The sequence below is a fragment of the Lacipirellula limnantheis genome, assembly GCF_007746075.1.
GTDB lineage: Bacteria > Planctomycetota > Planctomycetia > Pirellulales > Lacipirellulaceae > Lacipirellula > Lacipirellula limnantheis.
Genome location: NZ_CP036339.1, coordinates 3,473,288 through 3,496,114, shown reverse-complemented (window position 1 = coordinate 3,496,114; position 22,827 = coordinate 3,473,288). Strand labels below are relative to the sequence as shown.

The following is a 22,827-nucleotide window of genomic DNA, read 5'->3' as shown; positions in this document are numbered from 1 at the left end:
CTCCCTCGATGACGACGCTCCTCACGGAACCGCCGCCGGCGGCGCCCGCCGACCGACTGCGCCGCGAGATGGCCGCGCTACGGCTCTCATTCCACTGGCTCGGCGCCCGCAAGACTCTCTCGCGCCAGCAGCGCACCGAAGCGGCGCAGCAATTCGGCGCCGCCGGCGAGTTTCTCTCCGCCGGCAAGAAACTGCTGGATACCAGCCACCCACGCTTCAAGGAGGTGTCCGCGGTGCGCCATCGCGCTCTCGACTATGCGCGCGGGATGTCGCTCCCCTACCCCGAGCCGGGGATTCGGCTGATTCGCCGCGCGGACCTCGACGAGATCGAGCGGCGATTGGGCGAATTCCAACTCGATCTTGGCCTCAAGGTGAGCCGACTCGAGGCCGAATACGCGCAGCTCCGCGAGGCGGCGCGCGAGCAACTGGGGCGACTCTACGCGCCGAGCGACTATCCGGCGTCGCTCACCGCGGAGTTTGCGCTCAGCTGGGACTTTCCCAGCGTCGAGCCGCCGGAATACTTGCGGCGACTCTCGCCGGAGCTGTATCGGCGCGAGGCGGCGCGGGTCGCCGCGCGGTTCGACGCGGCCGTCGAACTGGCCGAGGAGGCGTTCGCGGCGGAAATGTCTCAATTGGTCGGCCGACTGGCCGAGCGGCTCGCCGGAGAAGTGGACGGCCGCCCGAAAATTTTTCGCGACTCGGCGGTCGCCAACCTGAGCGACTTCTTTCAGCGGTTTCGGCGGCTGAACGTGCGCAGCTCCGCCGAATTGGAGGAACTCGTCGACCAAGCGGCGGCGACGTTGGCGGGAGTGGCGCCGCAGGCCCTTCGCGACGGCGCCGCGCTGCGGCGGCAGGTGGCGGGCGAACTGACCCGCGTCCAGGCGGCGCTTGAAGGACTGATGGTCGATCGTCCCCGGCGAAACTTACTGCGTTCGGCGCCGGAGGCCTGAGATGGAACTCGTTGTCACGTCCCAGGGGATAGTTCGCTGCCTCTACGGCGAACAGATTGTGCTGTCTGCGCTCGGAACGCCATTGATCGAGCGGGCCTCCCGCGTCGAACCGACCAAGGAGGGCGCGTGGTGCGCCGATCTCGCGCTCATCGGCGGGCCGACGCTTGGTCCATACCCCATGCGCAGTGATGCGCTGGCCGCGGAAGTTGCGTGGCTGCGCGCGCACTGGCTGGAAGCGGCTGAGCCGTAGCGATGGTTGTAGGATCTGATCGTCCGTGTGGCGGGACGCCGGGTGGGCGTCCCGTTTTTTGTGTTCTTGTCATTCTCAGCAGGAGGAGATGTCCATGACCCAATCGCAACTCGACCAGGCCGTCGCCACGGCGACGGGCGACTCGCGCCGCACTGTCAGTCGGCTTGGCTTTTCACTGGTCGATTTGGCCGACCCGGCCCACGAACCGCTGCCTTGCCTTCCGCTGCGGTTTCTCGATTGGGACCGCGTCAGCCGTCGCCGCTATCGTCGGGTGGCGGTGCACTAGCGGCGGCATCATTGTTTCCCGGGTTCGTCATAACTTCACAGTCGGAGTTCCTATGCGCATCTTAGTGATCAACAACGACGGCGGCGGCTTTGCCGACTACGTCGAGGTCGAGGCTGGCCTCACCGTCCAAAAGCTTTTCAGCCGGCACGTCCCCCACGGCGTCGCTCGCGACTATCTCATTCGCGTCAATCGGCAGCCGACCGCACCCGACCAAGTGCTCCAGGAGGGAGACCGCGTGAGCTTCACCCCCACCAAGATCGAAGGGGCGCACGCCGCCTGATATTTCCTTGCAGCTCGCCGGAGCGGCGGCCGAGCGGCCGCTGCTCCAGCCTGCTGTTCACTTACTCACTGGAGGCGACGTTAATGCCTGAGACGAGACGCCGCGAGTCGATCCGTGCGGCCTGCCGAATCGTCGCCGCGACGCGGACCGCAGCGGTCGAGCCGCCGCCTCTACCGCTGGCGGCTTGGGAGCGAGTCGCGGCGCTTGCGCAGCTGCTGGAGGTCGCGCAGGCCCGCAGATGGAGACACGCCCACGAGCGCTGCCGGGAGCGACTGCGCCGCGCGGCGAGCGAACTGCGCCGACAGCTCGATGAGTGCGACGGGGAACTTGCGCGCCGGACGCCCGACGAGGCATCGACCCTGCGCGACGTCGTCGCCGATCTAGACGCGCTGGAGCGTGAATTCGTGGACGTGCGCATCGATTTGAAGGAGTCGCTGCTGGCGGTCGTCACCGAGTCGATCGTGCTGGAGGGCGTTGAACTGGGACCTTTTGAAATTGAACTCGCTTGGGACCGTAGGGCCGTCCGTTCGTTCTCCTACGCCGTCCGCGCCCTCTCGCCGCGCCCCGCGACAGGCGACGAATCGGTCGTTCATCCGCATGTCCGCGATGACCAGCTCTGTGAGGGAGAAGGCCACGCTGCCATTCGCGCTGCGCTGCACGATCGGAGGCTGCTGGACTTCTTCACGATCGTCGCTCAGACGCTTGCGACCTACAACGGCGAGAGCGCGTTTGCGTCACTGGAGCACTGGGCCGCGCGCCGCTGCACCGATTGCGGCGCGACGGTCGATGACGACGAGGGAAGTTGCTGCGAGCGCTGCGAGTCGAGCCTCTGCGGCGACTGCGACTGCGGTTGCAGCAGCTGCGGCCGCACCGCCTGCAGTACGTGCGGCGCCTCGTGCGCCGCCTGTCATGAGCACTGCTGCCAGAGTTGCCTGGAGAAATGTTCCCATTGCCACGAGGATTGTTGTGAAAGGTGTTGCCATGATGGAGAGTGTTCAATCTGTCGAACCGCGGCCGCTGACGAACAGGAAGTCAACTCGGGGGAAGCCGCGGCTGATCCGCCGCCGACCCCCGTTTCCGGCGATTCGGCTAACGCCGTACGCCTGGGCGAAGCTGCGTTACTTGCGTGACGCCGGGCCGACCGAAATCGGCGGATTCGGCGTCTCCGCGCCGGGCGAGCCGCTGCTAATCGACGAGATCATGCTGGTGGCTCAGCGGTGCGACTGGGCCAGCGTCCAGTTCGACGACGCCGCGGTGGCCGACTATTTCGATCGCCAGGTGGAGCTTGGCCGTCAGCCCGAAGAGTTCGGGCGGGTCTGGATCCATACCCACCCGGGGAATTGCCCCCGTCCCAGCGCCGTCGACGAAGAGACCTTTGCGAGGGTCTTCGGGCACTGCCAGTGGGCGGTCATGTTGATCATCGCCGCCGGCGGCGCGACCTATGCGAGAATCGCCTTCGGCGTCGGGCCGGGCGGGAGCTGGGAGATCCCCGTGGAAGTCGACTACGAGCTCCCCTTCCCGGCGGCCGACCACCCGACGTGGCAGACGGAGTATGAGGCGTCCGTCCGGCCGGCGCCGAACGACTGCTGGTTCGAAGAGAACGAGCGCTGGACGTTGGCCGAAGGAGTGCAACATGAACTCATCCCCTGACCGGTTCGCGCGGCAAGGGGCGCTCGTGCCGCGCGAACGCGCTCAGGCGCTCTGGGTGACGATTATTGGGGTTGGCGCCGTCGGCCGGCAGGCGGCCATGCAATTGGCGTCGCTGGGCGTGGGGCGACTGCAATTAATCGATTTCGATCGCGTGGAGCCGACGAACCTCACGACGCAAGGATATCGCGCGAGCGAGCTTCACCAATTAAAGGTCGCCGCCACGGCCGCCGCAGTCGCCGAGATCGACGCCGCTCTCGAGGTTGAGTGCGTCGCCGATCGCTTTCGGCCCCAGGTCGAGGTGGGCGAGGCCGTCTTCTGCTGCGTCGATTCGATCGCCGCGCGGGAGGCAATCTGGAGGCGACTCGAGTGCCGCTGTCGGTTCTGGGCCGATGCGCGGATGCGCGGCGAGGTCATTCGCGTGCTCGCGGCGGCCGATGATGCCGAGCGTGCGGCCTATGGGCGAACGCTCTTCCCGCAGGCGGAAGCGCAGTCGGGGTCGTGTGCGGCGCAGGGAGCCATTTACGGCGCGGCGATCGCCGCGGGACTTCTGGTGCATCAACTCGCACGGTGGCTCCGCGATGCGCCGCTGGAGCGTGACGTCACGCTCAATCTTTGGGCGGCGGAGTGGAGCGTCGGGTGAAGCGCCCAACGGCGTGGCCGGCGTGGGGTTCCCCTGCGCCGGCCACGCGCCTGCGCGGTCCCTGCGAAGCTTCGCGGCGGCGTTTCTTTAGCTATCAGCTTTCATCGAAGGCATCCCGGGAGGTGTATGCAAAACCATCGACGACGTTAAGAAGGAGCGATCATCGCTGTTCCACTCCAGTAGACGCCGTCCCCCGCGATCTGGTAGCTGCCAAGTATCCGTGATTTGTCGAAGACAATCGACACGATCATCAGTCGTGCCGCGCATCAAAATGACCGACGTCGCGACCGGAATGCGCAATGGGTTTCGAGAGTTTCCCGAGCGCGACGCGGTCTCGGACATCGCCGTCGATAGCCCTATTGGGGGAGGGCTTGCCGGAAGTCGCCGACGGGACGATTGCCCTGACGACCGCGGGCGTCGCCTGGATGAACCAGGCGTCAAGCCGCTAGAAGCGGGGATCGATGACTCTGGTCAAGATGTCCGCTGGGACGCGGACCGTATGGGCAACGCCGTCGATGACCGTCGCCACAGTGACCGGAAACAACATCGCGACGACTGCGCGCTCCGTCGCGTATTGCTCGGCGTCCACAGTCGGCGGCCCCACGACGCCGATGGCCCCCGCATAGTCGCCCTCGCCGATTCGAACGACGTCGCCAACAGCCAGAATCGAGTAGCCCATCGGTTGATCCGCCTTCAGGTGTTTAAAAGACTACATCCGCGGCGGGCCGCCGAATGGTGGATTTCGCTGCCTTGCGGCTCTCCGTGGAGGAACGCCGCTGACGCGTGGCGTGAACACCCTAACGGAGGGCCGACGTGGGTAGTCACTCGTCGCGACCGCGTCGGCTCATCGGCGCGACACCTATCGTGATCAGCCGTCTGGACGCGCGGCGCCGGGCGACTCATTCACCGCGTGCCGTTCCGCCGCGGCGCCGTCGGTCTTGAACACGACCAGCTGGAGAAGGGACGAACTATTCGCGTGGAACTAGCGGCAGTTGCCGCCGCCTGCGAATACCTTTTCCATCGCTCGATGTTCCGCACCTTCAGCGGCGACGCGAATAATCACGCGGTTGCCGCAGGACTGGATAGCGGCCGCGGGCGCTAGACATAGGATGGGGGCCGCCATCGAGCAATGGCAACGGTCGGCTTAAAAGTTTGCGCGTCGCTGTTATTCGGGGCTTCCTGTCAAATGGCTGAACTGATCGTTCCGCGTGGCTTTGCTAATGCAGACATCATTCGCTAGCCAATTGGAGTTAGCCATGGTCGCTGGCCGGGGCGCATCAGTTCGATAAGATCCTGCACGCCTCGTGCACCGCTTCGGGCAATGCGACTTCAACAGCGGCGACGTCGCACTCCCGGATAGCTGCCAAGCGCAGCATCTCAGGCTTCAAATCACGGGTCTCAACGGTTCGGGAATACCCCAAGTTCTGGCGGGCGGCCATGACGTCCGCCACGTGGATGAGAGCCGGCAAGGCTTGCTCCGCCTCTGCAAGTTCCCAAGGCCGATGGTGAAAACCGGCCGTGAAGGTCAGGCTTGCGGGAAAGCGCCAGAGCTCGCACAGGCTACGGCCGAGCATCTCGTGCGTTGTCTGAAACGTGCTGCTCTCAGCGCAGCGAAAGGTCAACTCGTCCTCCTCATCGAGACGTTCCATCATCGAGCCGAACAACGCGCCTCGCGACTGAAGCTCAACAAGGATGCCTAGATCATGCACGAGACCGGCCAAAAACGCCTCGTCTGGCGAGACCTTCGTGCTCTGGCTCAGCATGCGTGCGGCCGTCGCCACCGCGATGGAATGAGTCCATAGTTCGCTCACGTTAAATGCGGCGCTGACTTTCCCTCCGCGAAAGAGCTTTGCGAGACTCGTAGAAATCGCGACGTTCTTCACGGCGCGCAATCCCAGCAGTCCCAGCGCCTCGCGGAGCGTGCCGACTGGTCGCAGGAGTCCGTAGAATGGAGAATTGACGAGCTTCAGGAGGCGAGCGCCAAACGCAGGATCGATGGCGATCACTTGGCGTAAGTCTTCCCAAGTGCTACTTGGATCTTCGGCGATCTCAATAATCTGGACGGCGAGCGCCGGTAGCGTCGCGAACTGACCGCATTGACGGAGCATGGCCTGAGTGACGGACGAGTCATCGCCTGTGGATGCGACATTTGCTTCTCGGTCTGCTATCGCCATCGATCAGTTCCGTATTCTCGACTTTAGATTCCGAGCGCCGCATGCACGGGCGTCTCCATACTCAAGTCCAATGACGAACGCACTGGCGCACTCGTTCCGCAGGAACATAGATACGCTTGCATCTCAGCTGGACTCATGGGCATGGCGAAGAAGCGTCCCTGTCCAAAATCGCAGTCCATCGTTTGCAACATGGCGAGTTGGTCGCTGGTCTCAATTCCTTCCGCGACCGTGACGAGCCCGAGATTTTGAGCCAGCGTCGTCACGGCGTGGACCAGCGCGGCAAAGCAATGATCTTGCGACATCTTGGCAACAAACGATTGGTCAATTTTCAGTACGTCGATGGGAAGTTCATGGAGAATGGCCAGCGACGAATAGCCTGTGCCAAAATCGTCGACGTCGATCTTCACGCCTCGTCGCCGCAACTCGCTGAGCACCGCGGCGGCGTGATCCGGGTCATGCATGATCTCGCTTTCGGTGAGCTCCAGGTGCAAGCACGACGGCGCCACGTCATGTCGTTGCAAGGCGGACATGACGACCTCCTCCAAATTCCCCACCAACAGCTGCTGACGAGCGACGTTGACGTGAACGCCGGCTAGCGGCGGTATCCCGGGCAACCGTCGCCAAGAGGCGAAATCGGCGCAAGCGCGATTCAGGACCCATGTCCCAATGTCCACAATCAGGCCCGTCTCTTCGGCGATCGGCAGAAAGGCGGCCGGCGGCAACAGCCCTTGGAGCGGATGTTCCCACCGCACGAGCGCTTCGAACGCCAACGGACGTCCCGTTTGGAGCGAGACGATTGGCTGATAGGCGACCCGCAATTGATCGAGGGCAATCGCCTGTCTGAGGTCGCTTTCCATCGCCAAATGACGCTCGGCCACGGCGTGCATCTCCGGATCAAAGACGACGCAGCGCGCCTTACCGGCCTGCTTCGCGACGTACATGGCCGTATCCGCATCGCGCAGAGCCTCCTCCGGCCGTCGATGCCCATGCTCGCTCGTGACAATGCCGATGCTCGCCGTGCAAATAACTTGGCGGCCCGCCAACTCGTGAGGCGCCGCCAGTGCCGCTAGCAGTCGTTCGGCAACCGTGACGGCGTCTCGCGGATCGGCCAGGTCCTCGAGAAGAACGACGAATTCATCACCTCCAAGTCGCGCCGCCGTCGTGTCGTCCGCGGTGCGGGCGACGCCGTCAGTTCGGCGCAGCGATTCGCGAAGCCGGTCGGCGATTTGACGCAGCAGTTGATCGCCAACTTCATGGCCGAGGCTGTCGTTGACCCATTTGAAGCGATCAAAGTCTAAAAACAAAAGTCCATAATGCTGTTTCGCGACGCGCGCGATGGCGTCTTGGATCTGTCTGCGAATGGCAACGCGATTGGTCAGACCGGTAAGCGAATCGTAATGGGCCATTCGCTTGAGCTGACGGATCATCTGAGCGCGATCGAGTAGCGCACGCACGCGTGCGCGAAGCTCGGGGCCGCAGAAGGGTTTGCGAATATAGTCGTCTCCTCCGGCTTCAAAGCAAGCGCTCAAGACTCGATGGCTATCGCTGCCCGTAATGAAGACGACGGGAGTGGCGGCCGAAATCGACTCGACGCGGAGCCGCCGTAAGATCTCCAGACCGTTGGTTCCTGAAAACTCGTAGTCCAAGAGCAGCAGATCGGGCGGCGCCCGTCGCGCAGACTTGCTGGCCGTCTCGGGCGTCGTCACCGAGATCAGTTCCACGTTGAGCGACGCGAGCATGCCGCCGACGAGATCATGGATATCCGGATCGTCGTCAACTAGCAGAATTCGCGGGCAGCGGTCAGTCAGGATGGCGTCGTTCATGAGGCGTACTCCCGGTCCGAATCATCACAGACGGCCTCCCCGAGTCGTCGGTGGCCTGCCGTCGCTCGGTCACATTGCGCCGCAAGCTCGGTAAGCGACGTCTCAATCCGTCCCGCGTCTTCGCCATGATTGATACAGGCCTCTAGTCGACCTGCGGCTTCGCTGATCGCGGGAAACCCGTAGCCGCCGCCGGCGCCCTTGAGCTGATGGGCCAGCACCGCCAGTTCACTCGCTTCTTCTCCGGCGAAGCGCGCCCGCATGCGGGCCACTTTCCCGTCAAGCGAGCTCACGAAGCGGTTCACGAGCTCAGCGAGATCAGGGTCGTCGGCCAGTTCGCTGCGCAGCGCCTCGTGGCGCGCTGCGACGGGTAGCGCCGCGTGCTGCATCGTCTTTTTGAGGTCGCTGGCCATGCCGTGGCGAGTGCGCCCCTGCTCGATCCACCGTTGGCACGTGGCTAGGAGCGCCAGCTTGTCGATCGGCTTCGTTGCATAGTCGTCGCAGCCCGCCTCCAGGCATTTACGCCGATCCTCCGTCATGGCATGCGCCGTCAGCGCGACGATCGGAATGTCCCGATCGCGAGCGCGTAAGGTTTGGGCCAGGGTGTAGCCATCCATGACGGGCATCTGGATATCGGTGATCAACAGGTCGAACGGCCGATTGGTGCGCCAGGCCGCCTCCAGCAGTTCCAGCGCCAGCTCGCCATTCTCGGCAACCTCCACTTCGGCGCCGGCGCGGGCTAAGTGAAACGTAATGAGCCGTCGATTGTCGTCGCCATCCTCCGCCAGCAGAATCCGGCCGGAAAGCGTTGTCGGCGCTTGATCACGGCCTCGCGTGCGCTCTTTGGAACAACTCTCCAGGTCAGCGATCAACTGGCTGTCGGGGGCCTCCATCAGCGGAAGTTCCACGACGAACCTTGTTCCTTCGCCGGGGCGCGAATAGTCCAATCGAACGTCGCCGCCCATCAAGCGCGCCAGTCGACGACAAATCGTCAGTCCCAAGCCGGTTCCCCCGTGCTTGCGGGTGACCGACGAGTCGGCCTGCGTAAACGGCCGAAACAAACAGTCGGCTTGCTCGGGCGTCATTCCCAGCCCGGTATCCTGGACCGCCAGGAGGAGTTGCGGGGCGCGACCTGAGCGGTCGACGCGGGCGCTCAGATCAATTGATCCGCGCTCGGTGAATTTGGCGGCGTTCCCGACGAGATTGACGAGAATCTGGCGGAGGCGAGTCGGGTCGCTGAAAATGCGATCCGGCGCCGGCGTCTCCAGGAAGGTGTGCAGCTGGACCTCGCCGCTGGCGAGGCGCGGCCGCATGAGACTATCAACTTCTAGCAAGATGCGCGGCAGCGGCGTCTCGATGAGCTCCGTTTCAAGTTTTCCGGCTTCGATCTTCGAAAGATCAAGGACGTCGTTGATGACGGACAGCAGGTGTTCGCCGGCGCGGCGGATCGTGTCAATCGTCTGGATTCGGCTTGGCGGCGCCCGCTCGATGATGCCGTCTTCGCGGAGAACGTCGCAGTATCCGAGGATCGCCGTCAGCGGCGTCCGGATCTCGTGACTCATGTTGGCCAGGAATTCGCTCTTCGCCTGATTGGCAACTTCCGCGGCTTCCTTTGCCAACCGCAGTTCCGCTTCACCCTGTTTCAATGCCTGAGTTTGCTGGTCGACGCGAAATTCAAAGCAAGCGTTCGCCTCCTCAAGTTCGGCTGTACGGCGAGCGATCTGTCGCAGCTCGTCGGTCCCTTTGATGCAAGAGTAAATCAGGATCACATCCTCGAACATTACCCAGCCGGCGTGCTCGAGCCACCGCCACCAGGCGGGTTGGAGGACGCCGAACACCGATTGAGGCCAGAACGCGCTACGTATCAAATGATCCACGGTCACGACGGCTGAAGCGGTAATGAGCACGCGCCAGTCGCGATAGAGCGCCAAAAACGCCAGCGACCCGAAAATATGAAAGTGCGCCTCAATGCGACCGCCCGAAAGATGAATCAGCATCGCCGAGGTCGACATCTGAGCGACGGCGATCGTGTGACGGGTGAGCGTTTTGCCAGGCGCGAAGATTGCCAGCGCAATCGGCAGACTGTCGATGGCGGCTGCCAGAAAAATCGCAGCCCACACGTGCGGATGGACTTCGCTGGAGCTTCCGGACCACGCGCGAGGTGAAATCCACAGGGCCACCGCAATGCCGGCGAGCCACTGGACGCTGAGCAGTACGGCGAACAACCGATCGGTCCGCGCGTGCAGTCGCTCCTGATGCTCCTGGAAGAGCGCCGCAGCGCGCACCTGGAGGTCAGCCGGCGAGTTGCAACGAATGACGTAAGTACTCATTGATTCAGGGACGCCGATCATGGTCGACGATCGAACAACCGAACACTGGAGTTTGGCGGACGGCTGGCTCTTCTCCTCGAAGAATGGCATCGATTGCGGCCGTGCCGTCACTGTCGCCCGCATGGCCGCGCGCGACCGTAATGCCTCCGTTGAACTGGAGCAGTCCGGCAGCGTCGTAAAGCGCTACTTGGCCCGACGTCGCGGCGCCGAAGCGAAGCGCCTCCCTCCCCCCGACGTCCAAGATCATGGAGACGCCGTTGACGGCCGGCGGAGGTTGACGACGTGGCTGGTTAGAAAGGCGCTCATAAACCAGTAAGCTGACGTGCAATCGGTCCGCATGTCTGGCGATGAGTCGGTCAAGTTCGCCAAGACTCGCGAGGGCGCACGGACAGTCGGGATGGATGAACATCACCAGAGAAGCGCTCGTCGCCGAACAAGCAATGACGCTGGCGGCGGGCCAGTGTCGCGGGGGACGATGCTGTCGTCCCGGGCTTAGGCTATGGTTTGCGAGGACCGCGAAGCCTCCGACGATGGTGACAAGCCAAACGGCCGTCAACATCGTGACAAGCATCATCCGCGGACGTCCTTGAAAGCGGCGAATATACATGGCGATCGGTTCACGGCGACGACGTCTCTGCCAGCGGAAGCGTCGCATCGCCATCGCAACACAGACCTGTCCGCACCAAACAAAGAGTACGTCGGTAATGTGCTTTCCCCCCAAAACACCGGATGCGGGTGGCCACATCCTGGGATCACACGGCGGATTCCGGTAGGGTGCGCGACGTCACTCTATGCCGGTTCTGCAGGCGCGGAGCGCCGTCCGTGCGAGGCTGGGCACAAGTCTTTGAAGCGGGTGCGTGATGGGTAGTTTGACGTCACGACGACGTTACTGCCGCCAAGGCAGCCAGCGCCCCTGGGACATCGCGCATGAACTACGCACCTTGGGCGGTTTGCCTACCGTCGCGATCTGCTGGTCCAGTTAACGCGCCATTCGCCGCTGGGGGGCGTGGCGCGACGAACGAACGCCTCGTTGGCGGCGCACCCGGAATCCCACCGACGCTGGTCGCGCTAGGCAGGCCGTCAAATGGAGAACCGCCAAGAGTCCATTCATGCTGGTCCGGCCCTTTTGCGGAGGGCGACCAATGTGGCGCGAGTTAGCGAATGACGCTGGGACGCCCAGGTCTGGGCGACCGACGCTCGCAATGCAAATCGCCTTTCTCGCACCCAGGACACGCCCGCCTCGGGCGGTTCGGTCTGGAACTATCGAACCCCGCCGTCACTCTTTGATCCCAAGGGCTTTGATTCGAGAATTCAGTGTTGTCGGTTTCATTTTTAGCAATTCTGCTGCGCCTTTGGATCCATAGACTTTGCCGTTGCATTCAGCCAGGGCGGCTTTGATATTGTTGGCCTCGAACGTTCGCACTTCCGCGTCGGTTAGGACCTGCTTAATGGAGTTTGATGCCAGCGGCTTTGCTCGGTGCTTCGACGCGACCTCAGGGAAATCGAATCGCAGGCGGCCGTCGGCGGCAACGATGCAGGCTCGCTCCAGCGCATGCTGCAGTTCGCGAACGTTGCCCGGCCAGTCGTAGCCTTGCAGCTCCTGCACGTTGGCCAGCGTCAGCCGATGCCGCGGTCGTCCTAGTTGTCTCGCGAAGCGGCTCAGAAAGTGCTCGGCGAGCAACGGAATATCTTCGATTCGCTTTCTCAGCGGAGGCAGTTCCATCGGGAAGACGCTCAGTCGGTAGTACAAATCCTGTCGAAAGCGGCCTGCCTCAGCTTCGGCACGCAGATTTCGATTAGTAGCTACAATCACCCGCACGTCGATGCGTCGAGTTCGCTCTTCGCCAATCCGCTCGATTTCTCCTTCTTGGAGGACCCGCAGCAGTTTGGCTTGTAGATCCAGGGGGATTTCGCCGATTTCGTCAAGGAACAGCGTACCCCCATCCGCGAGTTCAAATCGCCCGGCGCGATCACGCAGCGCGCCGGTGAAGGCGCCTTTCACGTGACCGAAGAACTCGCTTTCGTAGAGTTCACGCGGTACCGCCGCGCAGTTGACCTTGATCAGCGGGCGTTCTGCGCGGTGACTATGGCGGTGAATCTCGCGCGCAACGACTTCTTTGCCCGTGCCGCTCTCACCGAGGATCAGCACGGACGAGTTTGTGGGTGCGACCAATTCGATTTGACGAGTCACAGCCTGCAGCGCCGGAGCCTGACCGATCAGATCGCCAAAAGCCGCTGACTGCTGAACTTCTTCGCGCAGGTACTCGTTCTCCTGCTCGAGTCGCTTTTTGAGCGATTCGATCTCGTCCATCGCGCGGGCGTTGGCAATCGCCGCGGCTAGGTGATCGGCAATCATTCGCAGCCATTCGAAGCAGGACTCACCCGGAGCCTCTCGGGCAAACACCCCCAGCACACCAAGGACTTCGCCGCGATGCACCAGCGGGTGGCCGGCAAACGAGGCAATACGTTCTTCACGAATCCAGGCGGGATCCGCAGCCCAGGCTTGATCGTTAGCCACATCGACGACTTCCAGCGACTGCCCCGTTTTGGCAATCTGTCCGACTTTACGGGTTCCGATCGGAAATCGTCGAAAGGCGCCGTTAAGTCTCTCCCAGGCTGCGAGAGAACTGTCGAGCGACTGACCCGCACTGGCGACGAGATGCAAGCAACGATCCTGGTTCTGGCACTCGGCGGCCAGTCGGCATTTTTCGCAGTCATCCGACAACGGCGGTTGCACGAGCCAAATGCGAACGAGCGCGACGGCGGGTCCTTCGGCGAGTCGTTGCACGGCCAATGGCAGCAATTCCGACACGTGATAACGCCCGGCCAGGTCCAGCAACAGTCGCTTGGGATCGCCGATGAGCCCGGTCGATTGGAATGAGATGGCCATCGACCTAGTGTGACGACATTTCGGTGGAAGTAAACGAATTCTCGTTATTCAACGAGAATTCGTCACGCGATGCGTTCACGCCGCGAGACCGTAAATGTATACGCATGTGAGGGTTACGACTTCGTCGTCAAGCTGGCACGCGATGTGTATTAACCAGTACTCATCGCCACTGATTGGTTCGTGCGATGGCAGTTGAAGACCGCGTAACTCTCACAAAAGGTGCTGGCCATGTCTCGTATTCATCAAATCGCCCCTGAATCCGCAACTGGAAAAGCCAAAGAACTGCTTGATGCCGTCCAGGGGAAACTTGGGCTGGTCCCAAACCTCACTCGTGCCATGGCCAACTCACCGGCTGTGCTCGAAGGCTATCTCGGATTGAGTGCGGCGATGGGCAAGGGAAGCCTGTCGGCGAAAAACCGCGAACAGATCGCACTGGCTGTTGGGCAAGCGAACCTCTGCGACTATTGCCTCGCTGCCCATTCGGCGATTGGCAAGATGGTCGGCCTGACGCCCGAGCAGATTCTCGACAGCCGTCGCGGCACGGCCGTTGATCCCAAGAGTGATGCCGTGATTCGCTTCGCTCGGAAAGTCGTCGATGAACGTGGGCGCGTCAGCGACGCTGACATCGCCGACGTCCGTGCCGCCGGATTGAACGACGGGGCTATCGCCGAAGTCGTCGCCAATGTCGCTCTGAACATCTTCACCAACTACTTCAATCATGTGGCTGAAACCGACATCGATTTCCCGAGGGCCGAACCGATCGTCGACCATCACGAAGTGTGTGCTTCGATTCCGGGCTGCGATGAAACGCGCTGATGCGATCTGGCTCTTCGTCACTCACTCTGTACCGTCAGTCGTTCACATTGAATTAGGGAAAAATATTATGTCCATGCCGAAAAACGCCGCCATCGCCATGGCGCTGATTGTGCTCGCTTCATTTAGCCTCAACTCCAGCGCCGCCGAGCGTGAGACTCCAACCTCGCAGGTTCTCCACCGCACGGTGAAGATCGACGGGCTCGACATCGCTTACCGGGAAGCCGGGCCTAAAAATGCACCGACCCTCCTGTTATTGCACGGGTTTCCGACCTCCTCGCACATGTTTCGCAACCTGATCCCGGCGTTGGCCGAGAAGTACCACGTCGTTGCCCCGGACTACCCCGGCTTCGGCAACAGTTCGGCCCCCTCGGTCAAGGAGTTCGACTATACGTTCGACAACTTGGCGAACGTCATCGGGAAGTTCACGGAGAAGGTCGGACTGAAGAAGTATTCGATCTACCTGATGGACTACGGTGCGCCGGTCGGATTTCGCCTGGCCGTGAGCCATCCGGAGCGTGTGCAAACGCTGATCGTCCAAAACGGCAACGCGTACGACGAAGGACTCGACAACGACTTCTGGAAGCCCATCAAGGCCTACTGGAAAGATCGCACCGACGCCCAGGGTGATGGCCTGCGGTCGCTGTTGACGCTTGATGCCACCAAATGGCAGTACACCCATGGGGTTCGCAACGTCGAAACGATCAGCCCCGACACGTGGGGGCATGTGCAGCCGCTGTTGGATCGTCCGGGCAACCAGGAGATCCAGCTGGCTCTGTTCTACAGCTACGGCAGCAACCCGTCGCTCTATCCTCAGTGGCAGGAATACCTTCGCAAGCACCAGCCGCCGACTCTGATCGTCTGGGGGCAGAACGACGCGATTTTTCCCGCCGCCGGGGCACACCCCTACAAGCGTGACCTGAAACACCTGGAGTTCCACCTGCTCGATACTGGCCATTTTGCCCTTGAGGAGGACGGAGCGGAAATTGCCACGCTGATGCGAAACTTCCTCGACAAGCAAGTGAAACAGTGAACTCTCCTAAGCTCTGCTCTGATTCGAATCAAGAATCAGAACTTAAGGAATGCATGGTTTGCTGAAGACGAGATTGTGGAGAGTGCTGCGAGCGGCGTGCTGGGCTCTGCTTCACGAACTTGCTGAACAACCCGGCCACGCGACAGGCAATGCGTTGCGCGTCGTTCCATTGGAGTCCCGCACCCATTCGACCTAAGGCACGGAACGTGCCGTCGACTGTACTAACTCTTTGTGCACAGGGAGCCTGACCAGAAACAGGCTCCCTGTGTCCCTTCGCTCGCGCATCGTTACTTGCAATACGGCAATACTATGACCGCCATTAAACCGCCATTCTCATTGGACGCCGCCACGGCGAAAGTTCGGGCCGCTGAAGATGCGTGGAACAGCCGTGATCCGCAGCGAGTATCCCTCGCATACTCCGAAAACTCGGAGTGGCGAAATCGGGACCAGTTCCTTCGCGGCCGGAATCAGATTCGAGCGTTCCTGACGGGCAAGTGGGAACGAGAACTCGACTATCGCCTCACCAAGTCACTATGGAGCTTCACCGACAATCGGATTGCCGTTCGTTTTCAGTACGAATATCACAACGCCTCCGGGCAGTGGTTTCGGGCTTACGGAAATGAACTCTGGGAGTTTGACGAAGAAGGTCTCATGCGTCGTCGGGAAGCGAGTATCAACGAGGTTCCCATCGATGCTTCCGAACGAAAATTCCATTGGCCGCTATCCGGTCCGCGGCCTGCGGACGACGCAGGGATTCCTGCCATCCGATAACGACGACTTGCCCGCAGCGAAGTCACGGCGGGACATTTCCCCGAACGCGAAGAACACGGTATTCCTGCCATGCGTCAATTCTCCAGCGACATTGCTTTTACGCCGGCAGTCAAGTCGATTCAGTCCGAGAAAGGGTCTCGCACCGGTTACGCACGCATGGAAGCCGGGGGAAGTTGGGAGACGACGGTCACTCCGGAACTCGAAGCGTTCCTGTCCGAACTGGACATGTTCTATTTGGGAACAGCCAACGCCGCAGGCCAGCCCTATATCCAGTACCGAGGCGGCGCGCCGGGATTTCTCAAGGTCGTCAATGAGAAGGCTCTGGCGTTTGCCGACTTTGGGGGCAATCGCCAGTACGTTACGCTTGGAAACATTTCCGAAAACTCGAAAGCGTTTATCTTTCTGATCGACTATGCTCGCAGCCGACGCATTAAGCTTTGGGGGACGCTACGCGTCGTCGACGGCGACCCGTCGCTTCTCGAACAGCTTCGCGATCCAACCTATCCGGGGGAGGTCGAGCGGGCGATGCTGTTTGAGATCGAAGCATGGGACGTCAATTGCCCGCAGCACATCCACAAACGGTTCTCGCAGAAGCAGGTGGCTCCGGTCATCGAGCGTTTGCAAGGCCGCATTGCCGATCTTGAAGCCAAGCTCAAGGCGGTCGAGACGAAAGCGCAAGGCTCGTGAGTGAAGCCGCTCAAGGTCGCAAGCCCTTCACGCGTCGTTGCATCGGGTTCGATTGCGCGCATCGTTCGGTCCTCCTTTAGCGACGACTTTCTGGGCCCTGCCAAGGGCCCCGCCCAAGCGTCAGAACACGCCCTCGCTTTCTGGTTAGCGACCGCCAAGTCCACGCTTTCATGGCCAACACGAGAGTGCCGCCCGCTTGGAACTGTAACTGCGGCAGTCGCCCTCCCCGCTGTCCGTTTAGCCGGACCGGCCGAAGCTGCGACTCGTCCGACGGATGCAGCTTGGAAGACGACGAACCTGAAAGCAAATACGAACATCGTAGCGGTTTGGAGCGATTGCTCGATGCATAAGCGGCTGCCACCGCTGCGTTGCAACCGACTGTGAGGCCGAGCAGGAATCGCTCCAGCGAGTACACCTACTCCGTCGGGGCCAAGAATTCGAACAAAGCGGCGGGCTTGAAGTTTTTGGTTTGGTCGCCACCCACATCCGGATTGCCATCGAGTTGCAGCTTGCGCGGGCCAGAGCCCATCGCGAAGTCGAGTTCGTTGAGCTTGACCCATAGGATGCTCGGGCTATTGGTGTCCTGGTAGTAGTAGACCTTGTTCTTCTGATCGCTGACGGTGAGCCACAGCGTGTCCGCGATGTTCGGCTGTCCCGGAATCTTGATGCCAATGGGCACGCTGGCGTTGCGCATAATGCTGAAGACGGTGGCGACTGCGCGGCGAGGATCCGCAGTCTGCGTGGCTTCGTTGATGTAGTACGAAAGGCGTGCGAAGCGATCGGTCGCGCGATTGGTGCCCGGCAGCATCGTGGAGCCGCCGATCGCTTTCCAGTAGTTCGCCAGCGGAATTTGCTCACTGAAGATCGGCGAGTTGGTCATCACCTGATACTGCTTGCCGTGGTGGATGGTGAGCTTGCCATCGATGAACTCGAAGATTGCCGAGTCGCCCGACGCATCGGATATGGACAGGTGGACCGTTCCGGGTTCGCCGGTGGGCGCCAGGATCGGAACCATGCGGAACTCCTCCTTCCGCAGGCCTTCCACCGCCTCCGCCGTGGTCGCGTAGGAGTCAAGCACGTATTGCGCCCATGCCGAAATCGGCAGAGTTGGCCGCTTGTCGTCGGACTTCACCTCGGCATACTTGGCCTCAGCCAGATAAAGCAAGTTGGCCACCAACCCCTTCTCGTTCATGCCGTCGGCGGTCGCGCCCTCGTAGATCGTGACCACGACACTGCCGTACTTGCTCTTCCAATTGAAGGGCGTCTTGGTGTTACTGGTCCGCTCCAGGCCGCGCGGGTAGAGCCACATGTTCGTGTCCATATCCGACACGAACCAGTCCATGGTGCGCCCGGTGACCGTCTGGCCCTCCTTGCCGAAGTACACGGCGCGCGAGCACGCGTCAGAATTGGAAGGGGTGATCAGTAGCACGCAGAGAAGCGAGGCGGTGACGAGACGGCTATTCATGGTGGATTCCTTCATTGATGGTCAGATGATGTGGCCTAACAAGAAGCCTACGGCGCAGCGCCGCATCATGCCAAAAGACACAGTTATACGACTCTCAGCAGTAGAATTCGCCGCCGCCGGCTGTGCGGCTTACTGAACTCCTTTCCTGCCAACAGTTTAATAGTGAATAGCGACCTCAACAAGCAATCAAGATGGCCGCGCTGCGCCGGATCATGCGCATGGAATGGTCGCTGTCCGCTGAGAATGCATCTCCGGGGCAGCTCATCTGCCGGTGGTGGAACTCATCGCGATGAAATCGTCGCCAGGCCACAATGACGGCGGGTACGTCCACTGTAGCTACAAGTCGATCAGTCAAGCGGGTGTAGTACGAATCTCCCCAGCAGCGCCGGAACCACAAATAGCACACCCTCGCTGACGACCCTTGATTGCAGCGGCAGAGACCACGAATCACGTAGCTTTACACGGATGGTACAGCGCAATGACACGCCCTCATTGGGCACTTGGGCGGAATACCGCGTAGAGACTCGCGTCGTCGTTCCGATGGCGAATTCCGTCATTCGTCCGTGAATTGGCACTTTCGTCATTTCCAGCGTGGGTCCTGAACACCGGCGCGCAAGGCGCGCCTGCCGTTCGACCTCTTGTATCGGGCGACCTCGGGCCTCGCCAGGCGGCGCTCATCCTCGGCAGTGTGCGGCATAGCAGAGCACGTTCGGACCCGCTGATGCCAACTCGCGCCCCCGTTGGCGCGGCGGAGGGGCCGCGCAAACGCACAATGCGCATGCACACAAGCTCATGGTGTACACTGGGGCGATTGGCGAGTCGATTTAGCTGTTCAGCCGGGTCTGCTCCCTTTGCTTAGACAGACCCGATGGATGGCCGAGTCGCAGCGAGAAGAGCGAGAACGTGCAGCGGCAGCGCGACGCCGTACGAGGCAGCGGGCGCTCGCGAGGTGAGTTGTCGGTGGGCCCCATGACCTGGTGGAAAAGGGAACCGCGACGGGCCGGCTGCGCTCCTGCAAACGGTTAACTGGTTCGACTCAGAGCAGGGACACGCCTCATTTATATCATCCCGACGAGGGCGTGCCGCCAGCTGCGGCTCAGCACTTCACCGCCCGAGATGGGATGTACGACCGCGGACTGCAGGCGCTCGAGGTCTTATCGTTCATGAAGACCGCTCATGTGCTCGCCGGCGATGAACAAGCGGGGTCGGCCTACGATCGACTCGTCGCCCTTGGCTATCCTGACTTCACGCTCCGCCAGCGCAACACGTTTCCTCCCCACGGCGTGCTCCCTTTTTTATATGAGTTGGGATTGTGGAGCTGCGCCAATCTACTCGCCTACACACAGGATCCGCTGCTGCGCGGAAAGTATCGGCGAACTCTCGAACGATCGTACGAGCTTGTACGGATTGGGCAGAACCGGTCGTTCCCTTTTAAGGACGGGGCCCCGACAAGCAACGTGTGCGAGTTTAGACCATCGGCTAAACGGCTAGCCAGAACACGCCCCCCAGATAGTGCGAAGCGACGGATTCGCTTTTTGCGTAATTGGTCACTGTTTCCGACCTCTTCCGGTCGAAAATGTGAAACCGTCAATCCGGAACGAAAAATGCAGGTTACTTATCGACGCAACGTCGCGATCGGTCGTGTTCGCCAGTTGGGGTTCGTTGATGGCGCTACTGAGTCAACGCGAGTTCCGACCAGAATTGATGGACCAGATCGACATCCTCAGAGGCGATCATGTACGCGCGCTCCAGGGACTGTACCGTCTCAACATCGTTAGCGGCGCGAGTCGACAGCTATGGCGACAAATCGCGGCGTTTTGCGGCGTTCTACCAGGCGGACGCCTGCGGGTCCTCGACGTTGCCTGCGGCGGGGGCGATGTTGCCATAAGCATCTGGAGACTCGCTCGACAACAAGGCATTGCCGTCGACATCGTGGGCTTGGACCGAAGCCCAACAGCATGTGAACAGGCCTTCCATCGATGTCGAGCGGCTGGTTCAGCAATCAAGCTCGTTTGCGCCGATGCCATCCAATCGCCTTTACCGAGCGGTTTCGACGTGGTGATGTCGTCGTTGTTTCTTCATCACCTGTCGCGGCCAGACGCCGTGACGCTACTGGCTAGGATGGGCGACGCGGGACGCCTACTTGTGGTCAGCGACCTGCGACGATCTCCTGTAGGGTATGTCGTAGCGCATGCCGCCTGCCGCTTGGTCACGCGTTCGCCGATCGTTCGCTACGACGGCCCCCAATCAGTCGCGAATGCCTTTTCCGTCTCCGAAGCGGCCGCCCTGTGCGACGAGGCCGGCCTGTCCGGCGCCATCGTCCGCCGCGCGTGGCCATGGCGCTTGATGATCACGCGACAAAGGGAGTAGCGCCGATCGTCCGTGCAACCGACCAGATGACGGCTGTCAACGAAAGCGATTGCTGGGATGCCATCGTCATGGGCGCCGGACCGGCGGGAGCCATCGCGGCTCGACAGCTCGGGCTGCAACGCAAACGCGTTCTATTGATCGACAAAGCACGCTTGCCGCGCGACAAGGTGTGCGGCGGTTGCTTGGGCGGGTCCGCACTCGCGCTGCTAAATGGCATCGGTCTTGGCCATATTCCAACAGCTTGCCAAGGCGTGTCGCTGCAGACGTTTGATTTCTCCAGCGGAGGCGTTACCGCTCGCATCTCAATTGCAGACCGCATCGCTATTTCACGTCGCACGTTTGACGACGCGCTGGTACGCGAAGCCATGCGGGCCGGCGTGGTTGTTTGCGATCAGACGTACGGAATGCTCCAACCTGCTACCGAAGGCAACTTTCGGACGGTGGCGCTGCGGCATGCGGGTGGTCAAGCGGTGGTACGTGCAGGCGTTGTCGTCATTGCGACGGGCCTCGCGAACGCTCCGCCAGGCTGCGTTGCGCAATCGGCGCCGCGATCATTGATCGGCTTGGGCGCCCTGTCAGATTCTGCGCCCTGCAACATCGTTTCGGGCTCGCTACACATGGCCTACGGGTCCGCTGGTTATGTCGGCGTCACGGCCGTCGAGCGAGGCCGTTTCGATATCGCCGCCGCGATTGAGCCACATGCCCTCGCCGCCGCGGAGTCGCCGGGACGCCTTGTTCGAGAGATTCTGCAATCGTCTGGTTCGAGGTTGACGGGCGATTGGGAGAATCTCCAGTGGCACGGGACGCCGCGGCTCACCCGCCGGACAACCCCGATTGCGTCGCATCGTTGCCTATTGATTGGCGATGCGGCCGCCTATGTGGAGCCGTTCACAGGCGAAGGAATCGGCTGGGCGATGCAGTCAGGCGCGTTGGCGGCGTCGCTGCTGACAGGCTCCGTCCGTCAGTGGGACAGCACCATCGAATCGCGCTGGCAGCGACTCTTTGACCAAGCGATAGGCGGCCGGCACAGGTTCTGTCGCACGCTTAGCCGCGGCATGCGAGTCAAATTTTTGCGCCAGCTCGCCACCCGAGGATTGCGCCACGCTCCTTGTCTCGGCCGGCCCGTCTTGTGGAATCTGGACCGGCCTCTCGGCTTCACACACTGAAAGAAGAAGGTCTATGGACGTTGAATTACTGTCGGTCGGCGTCGCCGTCCCAGCGCATGAGATCACTCAAGCAGCGTCTCTGGCGCTCACCGAGCGAATCTGTTGCGTCGACAGTCGGCAACGGCGATTCGCCAAGGTCTTGTATGAACATGCCGGGGTGGCCACGCGATACGGCGTGCTGCCTCTGGCGGAAGCGGATCGCTGGGCGCCGAACGGTCCCCTGACGACGGACGGGGCGCCTAATCTCGGTCCCTCCACCGAAGCCCGGATGGAGTATTATCAGCAGCATGCCTTGCCGCTGGCGCTGGACGCTTCACGTCAGGCGCTCGACCGCTCGGGTTGCCAGCCAAGCGAAATCACCCATCTGGTGACCGCTTCCTGTACTGGCTTCACAGCGCCTGGAGTCGACCTGGGACTGATCCAGCATTTAACGCTTCCACCGACGACCGAACGCATTCATGTGGGCTATATGGGCTGTCATGGCGCCATCAACGCCCTTCGCGCGGCGCGCGGTCTGGCTTGCGCGGACGCGCGTCATCGCATTCTCGTTTGTAGCGTCGAACTTTGCACGATTCACTACGCGTTCCACTGGAGCAATGAGCGCATGCTCGGCAATGCCCTATTTGCGGATGGCTCGGGGGCCGTTGTTCTGCGTTCGGCGGAGAATGCCTCAAACAAAGCGGCCCAGCGCTGGCGCCTGGCCGCGACCGGTTCTTACGTATTCCCCGACACTGCCGACGCGATGAGTTGGAGCATCGGCAATCATGGATTCGTGATGTCTATTTCCAGTGAGCTGCCGCGGCTCATACAGGCGAATCTCTATGAGTGGTTGTCCGCGTGGCTCGAAAGCCATGGACTTGGGGTCAGCGACGTCCGCTCATGGGCCGTTCATCCAGGAGGGCCGAGGATCGTTGAGGCCGTCGAGGCGGCGATGGGATTGAGCCGTGAGCAAACGGCGATCTCGCGGCAGGTGCTATCGACGTACGGCAACATGTCTTCGGCTACTGTACTATTCATCCTGCAATCGCTTTTCGACGGCGGCGCTCAGCCGCCGTGCGTCTTGCTAGGGTTTGGCCCTGGCCTAGTTGCTGAGGCGGCGCTGTTCATCTAGATGCTGCATCTCTGCGATGTTCGTCTACCTTTTCGTAAAGGTTACGGAGCGGCTCAATCCACCATTGGCGCCCGTTGGTCTACTGCTATTCTCCATGCACCAGAGCATCAAACGCCGCAATGGGGTGAGACGCGCGAGCCC

The 22,827-nt window shown here is 61.6% G+C and carries 22 protein-coding genes; 15 read left to right on the top strand and 7 right to left on the bottom strand.

Translation table 11 applies throughout. The features are described from left to right. Nucleotides 1-8 precede the first annotated feature (8 nt). From I41_RS13475 to I41_RS13445, 7 genes are all read left to right on the top strand, one after another. Nucleotides 9-950, top strand: coding sequence for a hypothetical protein (locus I41_RS13475; RefSeq protein WP_145433187.1), 942 nt, complete (start codon nucleotides 9-11; stop codon nucleotides 948-950). Nucleotide 951: 1 nt separating this feature from the next. Next, on the top strand, nucleotides 952-1,200 hold the full coding sequence (locus I41_RS13470) for a hypothetical protein (protein ID WP_145433186.1): 249 nt from the start codon (nucleotides 952-954) through the stop codon (nucleotides 1,198-1,200). A gap of 94 nt (nucleotides 1,201-1,294) precedes the next feature. Further along, entirely contained in the window at nucleotides 1,295-1,486 is a 192-nt protein-coding gene (locus I41_RS13465; RefSeq protein WP_145433185.1) for a hypothetical protein, read from the top strand. 52 nt (nucleotides 1,487-1,538) lie between these two features. Further along, on the top strand, nucleotides 1,539-1,766 hold the full coding sequence (locus tag I41_RS13460) for an RluA family pseudouridine synthase (protein WP_145433184.1): 228 nt from the start codon (nucleotides 1,539-1,541) through the stop codon (nucleotides 1,764-1,766). An 83-nt stretch (nucleotides 1,767-1,849) separates the two neighbouring features. Continuing rightward, complete coding sequence (locus I41_RS13455; protein ID WP_145433183.1) at nucleotides 1,850-2,896, top strand: hypothetical protein; 1,047 nt, start codon at nucleotides 1,850-1,852, stop codon at nucleotides 2,894-2,896. Further along, on the top strand, nucleotides 2,889-3,416 hold the full coding sequence (locus tag I41_RS13450) for an MPN domain-containing protein (RefSeq protein WP_145433182.1): 528 nt from the start codon (nucleotides 2,889-2,891) through the stop codon (nucleotides 3,414-3,416). Before I41_RS13455 ends, I41_RS13450 begins: the two co-directional genes overlap by 8 nt. Next, nucleotides 3,400-4,056 (top strand): ThiF family adenylyltransferase, encoded by a 657-nt coding sequence (locus I41_RS13445; protein ID WP_145433181.1) that lies wholly within the window; start codon nucleotides 3,400-3,402, stop codon nucleotides 4,054-4,056. Before I41_RS13450 ends, I41_RS13445 begins: the two co-directional genes overlap by 17 nt. Before the next feature lie 445 nt (nucleotides 4,057-4,501). On the opposite strand, the gene I41_RS13440 is transcribed toward I41_RS13445, so the two are convergent. Further along, complete coding sequence (locus I41_RS13440) at nucleotides 4,502-4,735, bottom strand: hypothetical protein (RefSeq protein ID WP_145433180.1); 234 nt, start codon at nucleotides 4,733-4,735, stop codon at nucleotides 4,502-4,504. Between the two features lie 231 nt (nucleotides 4,736-4,966). Here I41_RS13440 and I41_RS13435 point away from each other — a divergent pair, with 231 nt between their 5' ends. Continuing rightward, nucleotides 4,967-5,158: a hypothetical protein gene (locus I41_RS13435; protein WP_145433179.1), complete on the top strand. Its 192-nt coding sequence runs from the start codon at nucleotides 4,967-4,969 to the stop codon at nucleotides 5,156-5,158. 175 nt (nucleotides 5,159-5,333) lie between these two features. Here the strand turns inward: I41_RS13435 and I41_RS13430 are convergent, their stop codons facing one another. The 5 genes from I41_RS13430 to I41_RS13415 all read right to left on the bottom strand — a co-directional run bounded on the left by I41_RS13430 (nucleotide 5,334) and on the right by I41_RS13415 (nucleotide 13,270). Beyond that, entirely contained in the window at nucleotides 5,334-6,164 is an 831-nt protein-coding gene (locus I41_RS13430; RefSeq protein WP_168206891.1) for an HDOD domain-containing protein, read from the bottom strand. A gap of 89 nt (nucleotides 6,165-6,253) precedes the next feature. Further along, nucleotides 6,254-8,053 (bottom strand): putative bifunctional diguanylate cyclase/phosphodiesterase, encoded by a 1,800-nt coding sequence (locus I41_RS13425; protein WP_145433177.1) that lies wholly within the window; start codon nucleotides 8,051-8,053, stop codon nucleotides 6,254-6,256. After that, the gene (locus I41_RS13420) at nucleotides 8,050-10,380 is read right to left on the bottom strand and encodes an ATP-binding protein (protein ID WP_168206890.1); all 2,331 of its coding nucleotides are present in this window, start codon (nucleotides 10,378-10,380) and stop codon (nucleotides 8,050-8,052) included. Before I41_RS13420 ends, I41_RS13425 begins: the two co-directional genes overlap by 4 nt. Before the next feature lie 4 nt (nucleotides 10,381-10,384). After that, the gene (locus I41_RS27255) at nucleotides 10,385-10,987 is read right to left on the bottom strand and encodes a thioredoxin domain-containing protein (protein ID WP_168206889.1); all 603 of its coding nucleotides are present in this window, start codon (nucleotides 10,985-10,987) and stop codon (nucleotides 10,385-10,387) included. 669 nt (nucleotides 10,988-11,656) lie between these two features. Beyond that, complete coding sequence (locus I41_RS13415) at nucleotides 11,657-13,270, bottom strand: sigma-54-dependent Fis family transcriptional regulator (RefSeq protein ID WP_145433175.1); 1,614 nt, start codon at nucleotides 13,268-13,270, stop codon at nucleotides 11,657-11,659. A 228-nt stretch (nucleotides 13,271-13,498) separates the two neighbouring features. Here I41_RS13415 and I41_RS13410 point away from each other — a divergent pair, with 228 nt between their 5' ends. From I41_RS13410 to I41_RS13395, 4 genes are all read left to right on the top strand, one after another. Then, nucleotides 13,499-14,086: a carboxymuconolactone decarboxylase family protein gene (locus I41_RS13410; protein WP_145433174.1), complete on the top strand. Its 588-nt coding sequence runs from the start codon at nucleotides 13,499-13,501 to the stop codon at nucleotides 14,084-14,086. A 67-nt stretch (nucleotides 14,087-14,153) separates the two neighbouring features. Further along, nucleotides 14,154-15,116: an alpha/beta fold hydrolase gene (locus tag I41_RS13405; protein ID WP_145433173.1), complete on the top strand. Its 963-nt coding sequence runs from the start codon at nucleotides 14,154-14,156 to the stop codon at nucleotides 15,114-15,116. A gap of 309 nt (nucleotides 15,117-15,425) precedes the next feature. Further along, nucleotides 15,426-15,887 (top strand): nuclear transport factor 2 family protein, encoded by a 462-nt coding sequence (locus I41_RS13400; protein ID WP_145433172.1) that lies wholly within the window; start codon nucleotides 15,426-15,428, stop codon nucleotides 15,885-15,887. Nucleotides 15,888-15,956: 69 nt separating this feature from the next. Continuing rightward, nucleotides 15,957-16,574: a pyridoxamine 5'-phosphate oxidase family protein gene (locus I41_RS13395; protein WP_145433171.1), complete on the top strand. Its 618-nt coding sequence runs from the start codon at nucleotides 15,957-15,959 to the stop codon at nucleotides 16,572-16,574. Nucleotides 16,575-16,989: 415 nt separating this feature from the next. On the opposite strand, the gene I41_RS13390 is transcribed toward I41_RS13395, so the two are convergent. Then, nucleotides 16,990-18,054: a linear amide C-N hydrolase gene (locus I41_RS13390; RefSeq protein WP_145433170.1), complete on the bottom strand. Its 1,065-nt coding sequence runs from the start codon at nucleotides 18,052-18,054 to the stop codon at nucleotides 16,990-16,992. 1,650 nt (nucleotides 18,055-19,704) lie between these two features. On the opposite strand from I41_RS13390, the gene I41_RS28630 reads away from it, so the two are divergent. From I41_RS28630 to I41_RS13375, 3 genes are read left to right on the top strand one after another with little or no spacing between them, the layout of a single operon-like run. Then, nucleotides 19,705-20,409 (top strand): methyltransferase domain-containing protein, encoded by a 705-nt coding sequence (locus I41_RS28630; protein WP_145433169.1) that lies wholly within the window; start codon nucleotides 19,705-19,707, stop codon nucleotides 20,407-20,409. Continuing rightward, complete coding sequence (locus I41_RS13380) at nucleotides 20,376-21,575, top strand: NAD(P)/FAD-dependent oxidoreductase (RefSeq protein ID WP_145433168.1); 1,200 nt, start codon at nucleotides 20,376-20,378, stop codon at nucleotides 21,573-21,575. Before I41_RS28630 ends, I41_RS13380 begins: the two co-directional genes overlap by 34 nt. Before the next feature lie 13 nt (nucleotides 21,576-21,588). Beyond that, nucleotides 21,589-22,686, top strand: coding sequence for a type III polyketide synthase (locus I41_RS13375; RefSeq protein WP_145433167.1), 1,098 nt, complete (start codon nucleotides 21,589-21,591; stop codon nucleotides 22,684-22,686). The last annotated feature ends 141 nt before the right edge of the window (nucleotides 22,687-22,827 follow it).

What these genes read in the sequence shown, in the direction of transcription:
- I41_RS13430 (WP_168206891.1), bottom strand. Translation starts at nt 6,164, where the DNA reads ATGCTCCGTCAATGCGGTCAGTTCGCGACGCTACCGGCGCTCGCCGTC.
- I41_RS13455 (WP_145433183.1), top strand. Translation starts at nt 1,850, where the DNA reads ATGCCTGAGACGAGACGCCGCGAGTCGATCCGTGCGGCCTGCCGAATC.
- I41_RS13445 (WP_145433181.1), top strand. Translation starts at nt 3,400, where the DNA reads ATGAACTCATCCCCTGACCGGTTCGCGCGGCAAGGGGCGCTCGTGCCG.
- I41_RS13390 (WP_145433170.1), bottom strand. Translation starts at nt 18,054, where the DNA reads ATGAAGGAATCCACCATGAATAGCCGTCTCGTCACCGCCTCGCTTCTC.
- I41_RS13410 (WP_145433174.1), top strand. Translation starts at nt 13,499, where the DNA reads ATGTCTCGTATTCATCAAATCGCCCCTGAATCCGCAACTGGAAAAGCC.
- I41_RS13380 (WP_145433168.1), top strand. Translation starts at nt 20,376, where the DNA reads ATGGCGCTTGATGATCACGCGACAAAGGGAGTAGCGCCGATCGTCCGT.
- I41_RS13470 (WP_145433186.1), top strand. Translation starts at nt 952, where the DNA reads ATGGAACTCGTTGTCACGTCCCAGGGGATAGTTCGCTGCCTCTACGGC.
- I41_RS13425 (WP_145433177.1), bottom strand. Translation starts at nt 8,053, where the DNA reads ATGAACGACGCCATCCTGACTGACCGCTGCCCGCGAATTCTGCTAGTT.
- I41_RS13400 (WP_145433172.1), top strand. Translation starts at nt 15,426, where the DNA reads ATGACCGCCATTAAACCGCCATTCTCATTGGACGCCGCCACGGCGAAA.
- I41_RS13460 (WP_145433184.1), top strand. Translation starts at nt 1,539, where the DNA reads ATGCGCATCTTAGTGATCAACAACGACGGCGGCGGCTTTGCCGACTAC.
- I41_RS13440 (WP_145433180.1), bottom strand. Translation starts at nt 4,735, where the DNA reads ATGGGCTACTCGATTCTGGCTGTTGGCGACGTCGTTCGAATCGGCGAG.
- I41_RS13395 (WP_145433171.1), top strand. Translation starts at nt 15,957, where the DNA reads ATGCGTCAATTCTCCAGCGACATTGCTTTTACGCCGGCAGTCAAGTCG.
- I41_RS13465 (WP_145433185.1), top strand. Translation starts at nt 1,295, where the DNA reads ATGACCCAATCGCAACTCGACCAGGCCGTCGCCACGGCGACGGGCGAC.
- I41_RS27255 (WP_168206889.1), bottom strand. Translation starts at nt 10,987, where the DNA reads ATGTATATTCGCCGCTTTCAAGGACGTCCGCGGATGATGCTTGTCACG.
- I41_RS13415 (WP_145433175.1), bottom strand. Translation starts at nt 13,270, where the DNA reads ATGGCCATCTCATTCCAATCGACCGGGCTCATCGGCGATCCCAAGCGA.
- I41_RS13375 (WP_145433167.1), top strand. Translation starts at nt 21,589, where the DNA reads ATGGACGTTGAATTACTGTCGGTCGGCGTCGCCGTCCCAGCGCATGAG.
- I41_RS13475 (WP_145433187.1), top strand. Translation starts at nt 9, where the DNA reads ATGACGACGCTCCTCACGGAACCGCCGCCGGCGGCGCCCGCCGACCGA.
- I41_RS28630 (WP_145433169.1), top strand. Translation starts at nt 19,705, where the DNA reads ATGGCGCTACTGAGTCAACGCGAGTTCCGACCAGAATTGATGGACCAG.
- I41_RS13405 (WP_145433173.1), top strand. Translation starts at nt 14,154, where the DNA reads ATGTCCATGCCGAAAAACGCCGCCATCGCCATGGCGCTGATTGTGCTC.
- I41_RS13420 (WP_168206890.1), bottom strand. Translation starts at nt 10,380, where the DNA reads ATGAGTACTTACGTCATTCGTTGCAACTCGCCGGCTGACCTCCAGGTG.